General features: G+C 59.2%; 14 protein-coding genes. 5 read left to right on the top strand and 9 right to left on the bottom strand.

Features of this window, described 5'->3' with window-relative positions; translation table 11 throughout:
• Positions 1–16: 16 nt before the first annotated feature.
• From tenA to NLM25_RS38945, 5 genes are all read right to left on the bottom strand, one after another.
• A complete protein-coding gene (tenA, locus tag NLM25_RS38925; RefSeq protein ID WP_254140406.1) occupies positions 17–691 on the bottom strand; it encodes a thiaminase II in 675 nt (224 codons plus the stop codon).
• Between the two features lie 198 nt (positions 692–889).
• Entirely contained in the window at positions 890–1,339 is a 450-nt protein-coding gene (locus NLM25_RS38930; RefSeq protein WP_254140407.1) for a GNAT family N-acetyltransferase, read from the bottom strand.
• Positions 1,340–1,479: 140 nt separating this feature from the next.
• Entirely contained in the window at positions 1,480–3,372 is a 1,893-nt protein-coding gene (locus NLM25_RS38935) for a caspase family protein (protein ID WP_254140408.1), read from the bottom strand.
• A gap of 248 nt (positions 3,373–3,620) precedes the next feature.
• On the bottom strand, positions 3,621–4,376 hold the full coding sequence (locus tag NLM25_RS38940) for a TIR domain-containing protein (protein ID WP_254140409.1): 756 nt from the start codon (positions 4,374–4,376) through the stop codon (positions 3,621–3,623).
• 146 nt (positions 4,377–4,522) lie between these two features.
• Positions 4,523–5,908, bottom strand: a complete 1,386-nt coding sequence (locus tag NLM25_RS38945) for an ATP-binding protein (protein ID WP_254140410.1) — start codon at positions 5,906–5,908, stop codon at positions 4,523–4,525.
• 124 nt (positions 5,909–6,032) lie between these two features.
• Here NLM25_RS38945 and NLM25_RS38950 point away from each other — a divergent pair, with 124 nt between their 5' ends.
• On the top strand, positions 6,033–6,719 hold the full coding sequence (locus NLM25_RS38950; RefSeq protein ID WP_256570800.1) for a recombinase family protein: 687 nt from the start codon (positions 6,033–6,035) through the stop codon (positions 6,717–6,719).
• Positions 6,720–7,116: 397 nt separating this feature from the next.
• A complete protein-coding gene (locus NLM25_RS38955) occupies positions 7,117–7,572 on the top strand; it encodes a hypothetical protein (protein ID WP_254140411.1) in 456 nt (151 codons plus the stop codon).
• Positions 7,573–7,743: 171 nt separating this feature from the next.
• On the opposite strand, the gene NLM25_RS44600 is transcribed toward NLM25_RS38955, so the two are convergent.
• Entirely contained in the window at positions 7,744–8,418 is a 675-nt protein-coding gene (locus NLM25_RS44600; RefSeq protein WP_375167895.1) for a hypothetical protein, read from the bottom strand.
• Between NLM25_RS44600 and NLM25_RS38960 the strand changes: the two genes are divergently transcribed.
• The 3 genes from NLM25_RS38960 (at position 8,338) to NLM25_RS38970 (ending at position 13,033) form a co-directional block, all read left to right on the top strand.
• Positions 8,338–8,607: a hypothetical protein gene (locus tag NLM25_RS38960; RefSeq protein ID WP_254140412.1), complete on the top strand. Its 270-nt coding sequence runs from the start codon at positions 8,338–8,340 to the stop codon at positions 8,605–8,607. The genes NLM25_RS44600 and NLM25_RS38960 overlap by 81 nt on opposite strands.
• Positions 8,608–9,128: 521 nt before the next feature.
• Positions 9,129–10,112 (top strand): phage tail protein, encoded by a 984-nt coding sequence (locus NLM25_RS38965; protein WP_254140413.1) that lies wholly within the window; start codon positions 9,129–9,131, stop codon positions 10,110–10,112.
• 971 nt (positions 10,113–11,083) lie between these two features.
• Positions 11,084–13,033 (top strand): hypothetical protein, encoded by a 1,950-nt coding sequence (locus NLM25_RS38970; protein ID WP_254140414.1) that lies wholly within the window; start codon positions 11,084–11,086, stop codon positions 13,031–13,033.
• Between the two features lie 903 nt (positions 13,034–13,936).
• Here NLM25_RS38970 and NLM25_RS38975 read toward each other — a convergent pair.
• The 3 genes from NLM25_RS38975 to NLM25_RS38985 form a co-directional block, all read right to left on the bottom strand.
• Complete coding sequence (locus NLM25_RS38975) at positions 13,937–15,592, bottom strand: recombinase family protein (RefSeq protein WP_254140415.1); 1,656 nt, start codon at positions 15,590–15,592, stop codon at positions 13,937–13,939.
• Positions 15,593–15,627: 35 nt separating this feature from the next.
• On the bottom strand, positions 15,628–15,813 hold the full coding sequence (locus NLM25_RS38980) for a hypothetical protein (RefSeq protein ID WP_254140416.1): 186 nt from the start codon (positions 15,811–15,813) through the stop codon (positions 15,628–15,630).
• 253 nt (positions 15,814–16,066) lie between these two features.
• Positions 16,067–16,474 carry a hypothetical protein gene (locus NLM25_RS38985; RefSeq protein WP_254140417.1) on the bottom strand — a complete coding sequence of 136 codons (408 nt, stop codon included), beginning with the start codon at positions 16,472–16,474 and terminating at the stop codon, positions 16,067–16,069.
• Positions 16,475–16,788 lie beyond the last annotated feature (314 nt).

Raw genomic sequence — 16,788 nt, forward strand, 5'->3', positions numbered from 1 at the left:
GACGATGCCGAATCCGCTATCCGACGCGCTGGCCCACGCGCCAGCCCATCTCCCAGAAGTCCGCCTCGAGCCGGGTGGCTTCCTTGAAGATCGCAATCAGTTCGGCCTCGCGGGCCGGCGTGGCGTAGAGATCGGCGAGATGCTCCAGATGCGCCTGCGCCTTGGCAGCGACCTCCTGGTACGGCGCGCCGGCGTACTCGGCGATCCAGACGCGGTAGGCGTTCGTCGCGGCGTCCGCGCCGGGTCGCGCCGCAAGCCGCGTTGCAATCTCCGCGTACCCGATCACGCAAGGCGCCAGCGCCACCTTGAGTGCCAGCAGATCACCGCGCATTCCCGCGTCGAGCACGTAGCGTGTATAGGCCAGCATCTCGGCCGCCGGAGGAGCCTGTTCGAGGTCGGCCGGCGATAGACCCCAATCGGCACAGAGCTTCACATGCAGGTTCATCTCGACATCAAGGATGGCCGAAAGGCCGGCCGCTGCTTCCCGCATGTCGGCAAGTTTGGGCGACTTGTAGACCGCGAGCGCGTACGCGCGCGCAAACTCGATCAAGAACAGGTAGTCTTGAACGAGGTAGTGACGAAACGCAGCTTCAGGGAGCGAGCCGTCCGCCAATCCATTCGTGAAGGGATGCTCGGTGTAAGCCCGCCACTCAACGGATGCTGCTGTCTTGAGACGCTCGAAGAAACTCACGATCTTTTTCGCCTGGCTTGCTTTTCCATGAACGTCGTTGGCTCGCTACCGATAACGCATTGCGAACCGGGGAGCTACGGGGACCGCGCACAAAATCGGCTTTGAGCCGCGTTGCGGATAGGGCCCTCCCCGCTTCGAGAGTTTGGTGCACTGTCAAGCCGAAGGTTATTCTCAGTTCGCAAACCGCGTATAACGCGGCTAAGGACGGCGCACTTCGAAATACGTTTTGCCGCCACGTTGAAATCCCACGCCCTCATAGAAGCGCAGGGTGGTCTCCCGCTTCGAACCTGTCGCCAACAGGACTTTGTAGCAGTCGGCTTGCCATGCAACATCAAGCGCATAGGTAAGAATGCGTCGACCGAGGCCCTGACGACGGTAGTTGGCGTGGGTGACGACATTCTCAATCACGCCATATGATCGGCCGCCTCGCGACAGGTTGGGCACGATCGCGAGCGTGCACGAAGATACAAGCAGCTCCGCTGCTTGCGCCACGATCACGGTCATGAAGCTGGATGAGAGCAATGTCGACCAGACGCGCTCAGCGGTCGCCGCGTCCAGCTGAGGATCGTCTGGATGAAGGTGTCGGTAAAGGTTCACCACCTCGGGAAGATCGTGTTCTACCGCGGGGCGAACGATGATTTCAGCCATTTAAGAGATACCAGGGATCAGATTTTGCAGAATACCATCGGAAGCGGCCAGATGCTCACGCGAGGATGCCGTGATCGATCCGGCGCGAAGCTGCGCATCGTCGCCCTGTGCACGAACGCAGCAGGCTATCAAGCGGTGCTTCAGTTGCAGATTTCCAGCATAGCCCTGGGTCTGCCGTCGCCGGAAGCCGCGCCAGAGCCGCCGGGGACCAGCTTGCATCCGGACCGCACTGGCCTGCACCCTGCTCCATTGCAAAACATCTGGCCGTTAGCCTGTGGCTTGACCGGTGCGGATTCGACCTGCTTGCGCTGCTCGTCACGTCCCTTGGAGTCCTCGCGCGCAGCCGCAGGCTTCTTCTCCGGAAACTTCTCGCATTCATTGTCGTCACTGACGCGGAAGCCGGCGCGGCAGGTAATCTTGACGCATCGATCGCCGTCCGCCTTAAATCCGCGCTCGCAAATCAGCGGACAGACGCGGCCTTGCCTGGCCTTGATGGCGTCCAGCGTATCGAGGCTCGCGACCTTTGCGTCGAGCTTCGTTCCGGCGAATTTGTTGAACGTCGAAAGCGCCCGCTGCGAGGTCGCACTCCAGTCGCCCTCCGCAGTGGCAGTGAGACAGCCGACACGACGCAATTCCAGTTGTACCAGCTTTGCGATGTCCTGCGGCGATAGCGCGGACTGGGTCGGTGCCGGCGCGAGAGCGGCAACGTTCTGCTGGCTTTCCACACCCGCTTGCTTGTCGAGGGCTTGCTTCTCGGCCGCCCGTCTTTCGGCAGCTTCCTTGTCCGCGAGCGCCTTGGCCTCGGCAGCCGCCTTGTCGTTTGCGATCTTGTCGGCGAGCGCCTTCTCCGCGGCCTGCTTCTCCGCCATCGCTTTGGCGACGGCGGCCTCAGCATCCTTCCGCCGCTGTTCGGCCGCAGCCGCCTTGGCCTCTTCGATCTGCTTGGCCTTCTCGGCGGCGAGCCGCGCATCCTCCGCAGCTTTCGCGGCCGCGGCAGCCTTCGCCTGCTCGGCCGCCTTTGCGCGCTCGGTCGCAAGGCGTGCTTTCTCGTCCTCGGCCTGCCGAGCCTTGTCGACCGCCGCGGCGCGGGCCTCTTCGGCTCCGATCCGCTTCAACTGTCCCTGCGCGAGCGAAGCGTAGAAGCCGTCGGGGTATTGCGCGAGGAACGCCGTCCACACCTCGCGCGTACCGATCTGGAGCGCCAGCTCGTAGTCGCGGCGCACAGAATCCTGCGGGCTCGCCTGTGGCCCCGTTGCGACCGGCTTGACGGGTACCAGCGGCACGTCGTCGCCGCCGAGCGAACCGTACACATAGGGCTCCTGCTTGTAGCCCGTGCTCTTGAGCACATCGTCGCGCACGAAGCCAAAGGCCTTGCGGAGATCCAGGCCGGGCGTCGGCAACCGCCCGACCAGTGCAGTCGAGAACGGACTGTTCTTGGCGTCGCCGTCGGACGCCGTAGAACCAGCCTTGGCCGCGAACGCGATCATCGTGTTCGGGCTGGACGGCTCGACCTTGGCAAGCCCGCGCCCGATCGCGCGGGACGCAACCGTGCGGCGCATCGTCCGGGTAAAGGGATTGTCGCGGCAGGCATCAAGGATGACGAGCCGCAACTGCTTTGCGGGCTCGATCGCGAACAGCACGCGATCGAGCGGGAACGTCTCGTCGAAAACGTCGGTATCGGTCTCGAGCGCCGCATCCGTCGGGATCAGATAGTTGTTTCCGTCGAGCTCGATGCCATGGCCGGCGTAGTAGATCACCGCGACATCGGCATCGCGCGCCTTGGTGCCGAATTCACGCAAAGCCTTGCGCATGTCGACGACGTTGAGATCGAGCTTGATGTCGACCACGTCGAAGCCGGCCGTCTTGAACATGCCACCGACCAGGGCGGCATCATTGGTCGGGTTCGCGAGTTTCGCGACATTCTTGTAGGCCGAATTGCCGATGACCAGCGCGACCCGCCTCTCCGCAGAGGCGGTCCCGCATCCGAGCCAAATCGATAGAATCACAAGAACGAAAAGCCGAAGCCCGCCCATCGCAGCCCCAGAAAATCATCAAAAATCAATATGAAGGCACACTATGCCAAACATTCCCGAAGGCAAGCCGACGGGCTGTGATGGAAGTCACAGCAGGACCGGTAGCGATGCGGGCGTTTGGATCATTGGTACAGTTGGGTGGGAACCGCGAACCGAGCCAATCAGCGTTGATAAAGCTGGAGAATTTCTGCTGCCTGCAGAGTCCTTTGTATCTGCTTTTTGTATTCCGTAAAGGCCTTCCGCCAGCCTTAGAGCACCTTATTGAGATCAACCTCATATCCAGCCGCTCGCAGCTCCCTGCACAACGGAAGCCGCCACTCACCGTCCAACGGTATGTAAACAACGCCCTCGAAGTCAGATGGCTTTTCGACCTCTTGACTAACCAAAGCCGCGACACGGTCTGGCCCTAGCGCGCCGATGAAAAAACCAAGCTCAAATATGACGTTCTGGCGCGCGCGGAGATGCTGCTCACCATCACGGATGCCTCCGACATCGTCCGGCGTCATGAGCACGATTGCAAAACCGATATCGGCGGCAACCTCTCGGAATTTCGTTATGAGCGCTCGACCCTTGTTCGGTTGCTCATGGAGAATGACGGCCTCCAGCCCCAGTAAACCCAGAAAGCGAGCCACCGTCTCGCGATGTTCACCATCGCGACCGTGGACAACGAATATTCTATTGGAAAGCTCCGTGGCTTCTTCTTCATAGCCATCAGATACGTTCGTAGAACTGGGTGTAAGGTCGTCGCGACGCTCAATCAGGCTTTGCACCGCCTGCTCCAGAAGAGCAATCGAGGACAGCCGGCTCCGTTCAAAATACGGACGGTGGTCTACCGACGATCCCCGCCCCATCACAATCGGCCCACCCGACAAAATTGCTGCGGGATGATACCTTTTGTACTCGGATGAGGTGCCACCGAAGACATCCTCCAAGGTTTGCTCAATAGAGACCTTGATCGCCTGGATTGCAGGCCCTCCCCGCTCGTGCATTCCAGAGGTGTTCAAGTTCTTTAGGTCCTCTATTCGCTTTTGTAGGCGCGGAATAGCACGCTCGATTTGCTCATAGGTTAGCTCGGCGGACTGACGATACGGTTCGGATGTGGGCCGTTTTGGCATTTCATTGAAAACCTTCTTCGAAGTAGCGCTGACACCTAACCAGCGAAGCGCTCTCTCTCCATGTACTCGACCAGCGCATTAACACGCTTTGGTATCAAAGGATGATCGGGATATAGCTCGATGCCCTCCGCCTCTGCCTTGAGGCGCGCATAACCACGCATCATTTTCTCTGTGTACTCGTACCATCCACGGCCGTTGCCGGAAAGAATGTGGCCATATTTGTCTTTGCAGAGATTATAAACCCGGGCCCTAAATTGAGCTTCGGTCAGAGTGCGGCAACGCCAATCACTCGCGGACAGATTACCTGTGCCCGGCTCACGGCCATTAGCTTGCATGATGCGGCGATAGGAATCGTACATGTCCCCCGATTTCCGTCGCAGCTCGTGCCCATCAGCAGCGGCCCACAAGATCACTTCAGCGTTCTTCGAGTATTTGCGGACCGCGTCATCGTAGCCCTTCCGCAGCTCCTCGCTCGCGGATTGCACCGCCAAGGCCGTTCCTGCGCGATAGTGCTCTAGCTTGGCGAAACCATCCTCTAGCCATTCTTTGTCGGGGTCATTGTACATGGCCCAAAGTATCTTTTCGCAGAGCAGATGCACGAAGTGAGGAAACCCGTCGCTGATCCGTGTAATACGCCACCCTGTGGTGGGATCAATTTTAACGTCGAGCGCGTCGAGCGCCTTCAGAACAATCAGCCCGCAAGAGCTGAGGTCGAGCCTGTCCAGCTTGATCGTATGGAAATAGCGGTAGGTAGACATGTGCGCGGCAAATAGGCTCTCAAGGGTTTCCCCTATGCCACACATGATGATCTTCAAAGGCAGACTGTCCACCTCTGCGAGCTTCTTGATCAACAGGTCTACGTGAATGTGCTCGCTCTTAGGCATATGATCGAATTCATCAATGATGATCACCGGTCGTTTGCTGTGACGCTCCATAGCAAAGCACAGCAGCTCGACAGCATCATTGATGGATTCAGGTTTGGGAAGCTTCCCCTGCTCGACCGTGCTTCGCATCCCAGCCGAAAGATTAAACTTCCAGAGACCTACCCCGCCGCTCTTGCTTGTTTCAGTCACCGTCTTGCCCTGCAACGGGTCGGACGGCAGTGCTTGTTTTAGGATGTCATAGACAAGGCTCGCAAGCGTCCCATCAGGGCTGCACTGGACGTAGATTGGGGGCTTGTCCGGCGATTGGATGAGGTTGGCAGCCGTGTAGGCCAAGGACGTTTTACCAACACCTCGGAAGCCGTGAATGAACACATGCCTGCCCTTCATGGCCAGCGATTGTCTGACTTCCGTAAGCTGCGTGCTGCGCCCCTGAAGAAACTCTGGCGACTTAATGGCGTGAGCAGGCGAAAGGACAGCGTTGAGCCGTTCCCCGAATTCTTCCAGCGGGAGAGCAAAGGTCTCTTTCAGAGCCGACATCGGGCAGCCTCTCGAATCACCCATCAAGAGTACGGCCTTAGCCATGCAATTTCGAATCGTAGAGATTCCAAACCGTGGGTTGTCTAAATCCTAAACGGACGTATAGTTTCTTTACAAGCAGCGCTTGGAGGACCTCTACGTGCCTATCGTCCCCCTCATCACATACATTCGCGTATCGACTTCAGCTCAGGGCCGCTCAGGCCTGGGCATTGAGGCCCAGCGGCAGACCCTGGCCCACTTCGCGTCCTCCGAGGGGTACGAGGTGGCCCGCGAGTTCGTCGAGGTGGAGACGGGCAAGGGCTCAGACGCTCTCGACCGCAGGCCGCAGCTGAAGGCCGCCCTGGCCGCCGCACGTAAGCTCAAGTGTCACGTGGGCGTGGCCAAGCTCGACCGGCTCAGCCGCGACGTGCACTTCATTTCGGGTCTGATGGCCCACAAGGTGCCCTTTCTGGTCGCGGAGCTTGGCCCCGACGTAGATCCCTTCGTGCTGCACCTCTTCGCCGCCCTGGCCGAGAAGGAACGCGCGCTGATCTCCACCCGCACCCGGCAAGCCCTATCGGCCGCCAAGGCCCGCGGTGTCACCCTGGGCAACCCTAAGCTCCACGTGGCTCGCAAGGGCGCCGCGGAAGCCGTGAAGGCCGAGGCTGACCGCTATGCTGCGAACGTGCTGCCGATCATCCGCGAGGCCCAGAAGGCCGGCGCGAGCACCCTCAGGCAGCTGGCCGATGCGTTGAATGCTCGGGGTATCCCTACGGCTCGCGGGGGCCAATGGTACGCCCAGTCCGTCGCTAACGTCCTTGAGCGCGCGTAAGGAGAGCCGCGATGTCACAGCTTGGAACACTGTTGGTGATGCTCTCGTCGCTTCTCACTATGCTCCAGGCAGCCAAGACAGGCGGCTTGCTCCTTATCGTCGGCCTTGCGATGATCTACCACGGTTGAGACCTCTGCCCGGCGCGCACGAGACACCACGCGAAACTTTGGGTCCCCTTTCCGGTAAGGGATCCTAATCTGGCATCAAGGCCCCACCCGATTTCAAAGCTTCTCGGTTAAAGCGGCGGCGGCGGCGGAGCTTACGGCTGCGGTGCGTGCTCTACACCGTTCTGCTGTGTTGAGCCTCTGCACGCCTCTAGGTAACGTGCGCGCATCATGGGTAGGGGCTGTGCGTGGGCTTTGGGATAGCGTTTTTGCTCGGGGCCGGGTGGCTCGTGATGGCGGCGCAGGGTGCGGCACCGTTGGTGACATTTCAAACTCTGGTTTACTGGGCGTGCTTCCTGCTCATCTGCGCTGTCCACGAGCTTTCGAAGCGGACGGACAAGGCGGCCAAGGAGACGAACGTACTCCGTAGGCAAATCGAGTACGCACAGGACGAGATCCGCCGCCTTCAGTCCGATGTGCGGGAGCTTCAGAGCGTGCAGCGGCCCGCGCCACGCCCTTCCATGCCGTCACCCGTGAAGAGCGTCCCTAAGGTCGCCTCCGGTGCTACTGCACAATCGCCTGCGTCGGCCTCGGGTCCGCGTGCGGCTGCGGCCGAAGCTCCCGCTTCCTTCCAGATTCCAGAGGTGATTTGGGGCCCTGCCCTCCTGGCGCTGATTTTTCTGCTGACCAAGCTCTGGCCTGAAATCGGCCCCTGGATTGAAAACGTGCTCCAAGGTCCCGCGCGGTGAGGCCTCTTTGGGCCACCATGGGTCCCACGTTCAGCATTGGGATTCCTCGCGGGTCGCATCGGCCCTCGTATTGCACAGGGCCCCATTGATTTCGTTGGGCATCTCCGAAGGCATCAAGCACTTAGCAATCGATCCCCCGGCGTTCTGCCCAAAGGCGCCGATCTGCGGCGGCTATGTTCGCGATGCTCTGACGCGACGCAACTCGATGCCTTTGGTCTCTTCTTGCTTCGGCAGCCATCGAGTGTGAGAGGGATTAGCCTTACCCCTACGCTCGGGGGTCTCGGCTAGCTTAACGGGATCGGTTGAGACAAGTAGGCGCAACAGGCGCTCGGTGCGATTGAGTCCGCCCCGCGCGTAACCGGCGGACGCAGTCAACACGCCCAGCGCTTCAACTGTATCGCCAAGCGGATTGCGGCGGCGCCAAGCGAAATAGCGCCCAGGATTCTTCTTGTACTCGGGAGGCTTCCGGTAGCTCTTGGGCCGTTGGTCCCACACGTATCCGGTGGGCCGGCCTCCGAACACCGTATTTGGCCCTTTGTAGGTGATCAGCGCGGCATATATTCGTGCCCGCATCTTCTGGACCGTCTTGTGAGACAGCTCTGCGGCCTGAGCGATTGCTTGAGTGTCCTTTGCGAGGCCGGCATTGTTCTCAAGGTGCACTACCAGCAGCCACTTGCTCAGCGGCACCTTCGAGCGATGAAAGACCGTCCCGACCGTAACCGTGAACTGGCGCCTACAATCTTTGCATCTCAGTAGGCCGTCGCGGTGAGTGAGCTTGATGCCGCCAACCTTCTCGACATTGACGGACGCGCAAGACAGGCACCGGCACCCATCGGGCCAACGCAAATCTTCCAGCGCCTTTCTGGCGGCGGCATCATCGTGGAAAACCGAATGCTGGAGCGGGTGCTTTCTCGACACGGTGGGTGCTTATCAGCGCTGTTTTGTCATGTCCAGTCGAAGGGGGTTCGCCCTATTGATATGCTTGAGGAATTTTACACGACTTTCAACGACAGTATCGAGATTTCAATAGGTTAGTGAGCGGGCGCCCCTCCCTTTAGGAGAAACGCGCTCTACTCGGGTCCGCAGCTATTGCACATCCATTCCAGCACCTTCGGCCACGATGCCAATGCCTTAGAGGCCAATCCCGCCCCCTTAGAGAGAGAGAAGCGCTGCCCCCGTTCCTAAGATGGACACCACAGGCGGCCCCTCAGCCTTCCCATTCACATCAACCTCAAACGTGAACGCAGAACCATCAGACACCACTCCTACCGGGCCAACGGCGGCGCCCGACTTCAAGAAAGTCCGCTCCCATCTCCGCACCATCCAGCAACGTGAAGCCCTCGGTGGTTTCATCAGGGCCGGGTGGTCGCCCGCTGAACTCGCTGAGTTCGCACGACGGGCCCATCCCGCTCCAGGCAAGTCCCAGCCCACGGCCGCGTCCTATCGATACGCCATCGAGAAAGGCGCCGATCATCCGGCCGCGGTGGAGACCTTGGCGTCCCTCCGCAACCATCATCCGACAACGAAGCTATCCTGAGAAACATCTCCATCAACATATGCCGTTAGAATCTGCCACTTTCATTTCTGATCTAGTTATCTCCAACCCGGCCGCCTCAGACCCACTTGCAGGCGCCGACGACCACCTGCGCCTCATTAAGGCGACTCTCAAGAACACCTTCCAGAACGTCTCCGGGCAGGTCACCGCGACCCACACGGACCTCAACAACGCCGCAGCCTTCCTGGCCGGCACCAAGATCGCCAACGTGCCCTTGGGCTCCGCGGCCCTCCCGAGCTACACGTTCCTCGGCGACTTCAACACCGGTCTGTACTCCCCTGGTGCCGGCCAGCTCGGCCTGTCCGTGGGTGGTGTGCAAGCGTTGGGGATAGCGGCCGACAAGTCAGCGACCTTTGCGGGCCCCTTGTCCGCTCCAGTGCTCACAGGGGCCGGTGTCGTGCCCATCGGCGGCATGGTCATGTGGCTGAGTGACACGCTCCCGACTGTGGGGCAGTGGTGCTGGGCTAACGGCGGCACGCTCTCGCGCAATGGCAACGGCGCTGCGCTCTTCGCTCTTTGGGGCACGACCTACGGCGTTGGTGACGGCTCGACCACCTTCAACGTACCGAACATGCAAGAGGCTGTGCCGGTCGGTAAGTCGACCATGGGCGGCGCTGCGTCTCCTGGGTTGCTTGCGAGTATCGCCTCGGGCCTCAAGGGAGCCCTCGGTGGCCTCTTCGGCACCGATACGACCACGCTGACCGCCTCGCAGATCCCGGCGATCACCTCGAATGGCTCCATGACAGGCCCCGCCTCGGGCTCAATCTCGGGAAGTGCTTCCAACGTCATCCTTGGCGGCACGTCCGGAGGCGGCGGAGTAGGCGGTGGCGGCAACTTCGGCCTCTCCGGTAATGCGGGCGTCTCCGGTAGCTTCTCAGGCAGCGCCTCGGTCTCAGGCTCGGTGACCTCCAACAACACTGGCGGCGGTGCGCACAGCAACCTGCAGCCATCCCGCACGGTGAACTTCATCATCCGCATTGGGTGACGTGTAGCCGGCGCAACCTGTAGCCTCCTCAGTGCAGAGCTGGGGAAAGTAGCTACCAGCTGGCAAGCCATTAGCTTCCCCTCGGTGATCCTATGGTTCAACTCGTGAACCTTAGGAAGCCGCGGGGGAGTACATGCTCGAAGACGAGAGCCAACTGCTATCACCAAACACACAGCGGTACGGCATATCGGTGCTGCTCGATGTCGCAGACCTGTTCTTCCAGCTGAGAGACCGGATGCCGATATCGTACGTGGCCACGTTTCTTCGCGTGGCGGCGACACAGGGCCTCACCGTGTCAGAGCTGGCCGCACGGCGCTCCGTAAGCGGCGCTGTAATGTCCAGGCACCTCAGTGAACTTGGGAGCCACAATAGGAAAGGCGGCGTTGGCTTAGGCCTCGTTGCCGTGGTCCAGAGGATCTACGGGGATCGCAGGGAGCACCGAGTGGTCCTCACAGAGAAAGGGATTGAGCTTGCTCACCGAGTACATGCTTCGGCGAGGGGCGGAGGCCCTTGGGCCCAACGGCTACGGAAATGAGCCTTAAGAAGTTGCTTACGGTCCCCCGCAGAAACCGGTGGGACACTGTGGTGCTCATGGGTGACACCGCGCCCCTCAAGTACACCAATGACTCCTCAGGCTGTCTGCGGGAGTCGCTGAGACGCCTTTGGGCCGTGGGGGCAGTAGAGCACCACGGCGCCCTAGGCGCCCTAAGTGAATCCTGAGGCTTCCCTGAGGCGCCTATGGGCTACCCAGTGAGAACGCTCAAGGGAGATAACACCCACCACCTTTGTAACAATATCTGTGCTCGAACTTGAGCAGGATCAGCTGCATCTACACCACAGATGCACAAAGTCGTCGGCACGGTCACCCCTCGGTGGCCTCATGTGCCGTCCTTTCCCCTAATGGGGGCCCAACGTCTAATAGACTATTCTTTAGATGGTTCACCCCCATTAAACTTACCGAAGAATCCTACATGACAGACCATATCGGCCTGCACGAGCAATATGCGCTCGTGTCGCCGCAAAGCTTCGTTGATTGCTTCACCCTTCATTGGACCAAAGTATTCGATATGCCCGCCAGTGAGCCCTTGAGGAAACTCTGGCGCACTATGGCTAACACCTATCAGCAATCCATTATCGCTACCGCTCAAGATCAGCCATCTAGGTGGCGTGTTCTCCAACCACCTACAGGCTCAGGGAAGACCATGGGCGCTGTGGTGTACTCAGGCCTCCAGGCCGAGCTTAATGCCTCTTTGGCGGACGGTGTCATGCCAGTGGGGCTTATGATCGTCACTCGCCTCAAGGCTCAGGTTGATGACGTTGTCTCTGACATAAACGCTTATGTTGGGCGTCAGGTGGCCATTGCGGACCACGCGGACCATAGGGCGAGCCCAGAGCAACTCCATAGCAGCGATATCGTGGTCATCACCCATGAAGCCTATACCCGGGCAAAGAAGACCCTGTCTGGTGTTAAAGCTGAGCGATGGGCGAGGCTTACTCATTGGAGAGGTGGAAGGCGACTTCTCACCATCGTGGATGAGGCATTGGCCAACGTCGTGGAGCACAGCCAAGTAAAGCTGGATGATCTTGGGTTCTTGATCGGTCACATACCCCACGAGATGCGGAGGGCCCATGCCGCCGAGGTGGAAGCCTTAGAGGTGCTCAGAGAGAGCATGCTTGTGCACGCGGGCATCAATGACGGGTTCGAGGTTGGCACCTCCCTGGCGTGGTTAGCGGGTGAGGCTCCAGTGTCGGCGAACCTAAGTGCCCTCAGAACGGCCATGCTCAAGCTGCCTTACGACAGACAGATCGGAAAGGAAGATGAGAAGGAGCGACAGCGCCTTGCACAGCGTTATGACAAGGTGCTCGGAGCAGCCGAGGCGCTACTGGACCAGTACGCGTTCATGGCGCTCGCCGGCAACCAACACTCGATGAATTCAGCGGCTCTCACGGTGCCCCTGGAGCTGCCGGGCCCTGTGGTGCTCGATGCCACCGCAGGCGTGGACCTCATGTACCAGCTTATGGAGGACCGGGCCGATATCATCCCAACGCCGCCCGGTGTCCGTGACTACAGCAACGTCACTCTTCACGTGGCCCGCACGGCAAGCATCGGTAAGACCAAGATGGAGGAGTTGGCGGCAACGCGATTTCCCCAGCTGCAGGCAAATCTGGCTGAGCGACTATCGCCCGACCGAAGCGTGCTGTTCTGCGTCCATAAGCGAGTTGAGCACCTCGTGCCGGCGCAAGGAGACCTCGGGGTGAGCAAGGTCGCATCAGCTCATTGGGGCGCAATCGACGGCAGCAACGACTACAAGGACTTTGACACAGCTGTCATCTTCGGCCTTCCGTTCCGGGACCGCATCTGGGGCACCGGTGTGTTCTTTGCGTTCCAGGGGGTCCGCGATGACGATTGGCACGACAACCCATCGTGGAAGGAGCACGCGAACGTGAGAGAGCTATTACAGCGCCGACACCTCGCCACCTCCATCATCCAAGCAATGGGCCGTGTGCGCCTCCGGAAGGTCATTGACGAACAGGGGCGGTGTGCACCAACCGACGTGTTCATCGTGCTGCCCACAGGCGAGCGCGGCACGGAGATCCTTCAGTACATTCGTCAAGAGCTGCCGAACATCGCGGTGCAGGATTGGGCCCTGGATCTCGACGGCCCCAAGGTTCGCGTCAGGCGCAGCGGGGTGCCCCATGATCGGTTAGTGACCTTCATGGCGAATCGAAGCCCAGGGCGTACCTACATGAATCTAATCGGCCGCGAGTTTGGCCTGAAGCCTCACCAGCGGAAGGACCTACAGAAGGCACTCCGCGATGAGAACCATGCCACCGCGCTGGCGCTGAAGGCCCTGGGGGTCACGTATGGATCGGAGGGTAAGGGCAAGGGGGCAAAGAGCTTCCTGATGAAGGCCGCTTAGGCCCTCGCGCAGCAGGGCAAGACGAGGACCGAAAGATTTCTCTCGATTCATCGCGTAATCCGTGAACGGCTAACTATAGGGGAGCAGTGAGCAACTCTTGCTCAATTAGGAGAGCCCCGTTGATTAGAATTCCGACCGCTTCAGATGGAACTTCATTTGATCCAGTCACCTGCCGCCGCGCCGGTGGATACTGGGTTGGCCCAAAAGGCCAAGAGTGCAAATTCACCAGCTACCGAGATGCATTGGTAGCTCTCAACTTCATGGCCAAGCCACAATGGCGACGTCCCAATCCAAAAGGGAACTGGGGCATAGTCGTCGCGACATCTTGGGCGTAGAAAAAATAGTTCGGCCGCACCCAAAGGTTTCCATCAGGATCCCTCGGGTGCGGCCATTTGGTTTAGGAACGTAGAGGCGCCACTGGTATCCTCTTCAGTGCCGCAAGCCGCCAACCTGCAACGTCCGCAACATACCGGCAATTTTCGCAGGTCAAATCTCCTCTGAGAATATTGCGACCGCGCGCAACATTAGCGGGCGACGCCCTCGTCAAACAGTTCGGGCAGGACAACGCCAGCCTTCGTACGCGCCAACGCTGTAAAAGGGTGGAAAGCATTACAGCCCCCCGCTCTCCCGAGAGACGCTATCAAAGGTAGCAATCTCCCTCAAAATAGCGTCGGGCGCCACCCGTAAATCCACGGTCAAACTTTCGGAAACCCGAAATTCTACTTGTCCCGTCGGGCAAAACAGTGGTTCATAAGGTGCTGGATCTAACCGCATTGAGAGGAACCAGCATCATGGCGGATGAAACCGAGGTGTCTTCCGAGCTGTCTAAAATCGCCAAGCTCAATGGGGATTTCCGGAGGAACTACGGGCCCCTGCTCGGCGCATTTCTCTACTTACGTTCCATTAGTGCCGCACGTGGCCGCTCTTGGTTTTGGGCCGGCCTGCTGTCGGTCGCTTGCTCTGCGGCGCTGGCATGGCTCGGGAAGCACGGCCTTTCCTGGTTAACCTCCGGGTGATCGCTTGGACAAGAGCATCAGGGGTCTTGAAGCAGGTGATCGAACGATGCTCGCGTGCTGCCTCTGAGAACCTGATGGTTCGCTTCACTTTGCCATCGGTAGGCAACAATACGTAGTCCAGCACAGTCTTGTTATGTTCAGACAATCGGATCGCGGCAATCCACCCTGCCGGCACATGCGCATCACATTGAATGGTCCAGTGCGGCGAATGCGTTTCCACTTTCCCCGGCGTCCACCGTGCTGCTCTAACCGAAACGCAGACTGCGTCGTTCACGCGCAACGAGTCTGTCCAACCTCCCGTGCTCGTGCGGCACCCCGCCTTCCTAACGGCGGCCACAATGCGAGACGTAAGCCTTGTCTTTTGGTCCGACCAAAGCGGACGCGATTCCAAAAACTCGTAGTTCCGTTTCGGAGTGTAACCGAGCAAGCGATAGAGGTTTCGCATGCTTCCGAAGTGGGTTTGACATGTAGCCACACAAGGCAGACCGGGCGTGCGGTCAATTATCCCAATGCTCAAACGCCCCTCTTTGAGCAATGTCTTGCGCAAGCGGACAAGCATTTCCTCCTCAGTGAGATCAACACGGCGCTCTTCGATGAACTTGGCGGCCCTGGCGAAGACGTCTCTGGCAACTATCGGTTCAAGACAGCCTTCGGCTCTAATCCACTGTTCAGGGGGGTTGTACGTGCGAGTTTGGCGCAGTTTCCATGATCGTCGATTAAAGATCAGATTCCCGATGTAGCTTTCGTCCCTGAGAATGGCACCGACCATCACACGCGTCCACGGCGCCCCTGAACGGGTCGGCACCTTCTTCTTGTTCAGCTCCCAAGCCACGACCGTTTCGCATTTCACCTCAAGGAAGCGGTGAAATATCCACCTGACTGTAGCTACTTCTTGCGGGTCCCCGGGGCGCACCCGGACGTGATCAGTGGCCAGATACTTTCGCTGCCCGCTCTTCAGAGTACCTTTCGATTCCTCTTTCTCGTCAACAAGCTCCCGCACCAAACCATAGCCGGGGATACCACAAGGCTTGTAACCCAGACGAGCAAATCGGCATTGACCGGCGTAGACCTTCACTGAAAGCTCGCGACTGTATTCCGCCGCCATTACTCTTTTGATGTTCTTAACGATGCTGGCGAGCATGGTGCCGTCATTGTCGAACTGCTCAGCGCAATACGCGACCTTGATGCCCGCCCGCTTGCACATGAATTCATAATGCGCGCTCTCGTCTGCATCTTGGAAGCGCCCCCATCGACTTACGTCATAAACTAGGAGGTGGCCGAAGTCGGCTTGCCCGTTCTCGACATCCTCCATTAGCTGAAGGAGACCGGGCCTGTTCTTGATGAGCAATCCACTTTCACCCTCGTCTTTGTAGGTACGGACAAGAGTGAGATTATGAGCGTGCGCATAGGCGGCGATCACGGCAGCCTGATTCTGGATAGAATAGTGCTGCATCTCGGTGGACATTCGGACGTACTGAGCGGCCCGAACGCCGAGAAGCGCCTTCGGCAAGTGAGCTTTGTGAACGACGAGCGCATTACTCATTCGCCGCCTCCTCACGCAAGACCACAGCGCAGATACTAGTCGACTGCAAAGACCTGGTATGATTGTCCTAGGGTAGTCTGCGTGAACAGGATTTCCAAAGCGACAATTTCTGGATAGCCCTTGTCTTCATCTCCAACATTGATCAGCTCCACAACGGTCAGACCCTTACCTGTGTCAAAATTTGATGCTGGTGCGCCCGGAATACGAATGAGGCCCTGCATGCTAGGGCCCTTGGTACGGATGCCAACCTTGATTTGCGGCCTTTTCCGCGGGGGAAGTCCCGAAGATCGAAAATCGATCCTCTGCCACTGATATAGGTCGCCCGCGGAGCGGCCCACATGGATGCCCATAGGCTCAATTGCCGCAGTGGCTGGCGTGACGAACGCAAACAGAGCAACGAGAACGAGCCGCGATGTTCGACGCATAACAATCGATAAGCAGCTTGGCATCGGGCCAATCAGAAGCGCCACCCCTCTACTGTTTCATTCCAAGTTGCTCTGCGCAAATGCTGCCAAGCTGGACCCCAGTAGGAATGGGCCCGTAATAGAGGCTATTGTCCTTATCTTCAGTATCGAGACTTTTGATCGTTCCGCTCGGCGCTGCAACGACATTGACCTTGCAAGCATAGCCGCGCGAACTTCCGGATGCGCTCGATTGGCCGTCACGAGAGACCGAAAATGAACTCGCACTCGCCAGTTGCCAGCTATAAGCGGTTTCGCCGCTGTTCATTTTGAAACTACTTGCGGGTGGTCCCCACCGAACGACAAGAGCATCCACATTTTTTCCGACGTAGTCTTGTCCCAGCTTGGCGCGAACATCTGCGCCCGTTGCGTAACATCCCCCCAGTGCCACACAGAGCACTGCAATTCCCGGCCAACGCATTTCTTCCTCCCCCCAGAGAGATATATCCAAACGCAACTGCCGCGCGAGATCAAGGGGTGGCACTAGTTTCGGAAGCGCGGGCCCAGCGGAGGGTTAACCGGCTGAGGCACTAGGGATTTGCCGGTGGCTTCTTTGCTTCATGGGAGCGATCCATTAGAGAGCGGATAGTTGCCCCCTTCGCCGCAGCATCTCCAGAGCCCTCAGCGACGCGTTCAGGCGTGCATTTCGTTGAGGGCGGGTTTCCACACTGACGCGCAAGGGCCTCCCAGCCCACACACTTTCCGGATTGGTTTCGGTATCCTGGGCCACCGTTG

This window comes from Bradyrhizobium sp. CCGB01, from assembly GCF_024199795.1.
Taxonomy (GTDB): Bacteria; Pseudomonadota; Alphaproteobacteria; order Rhizobiales; family Xanthobacteraceae; genus Bradyrhizobium.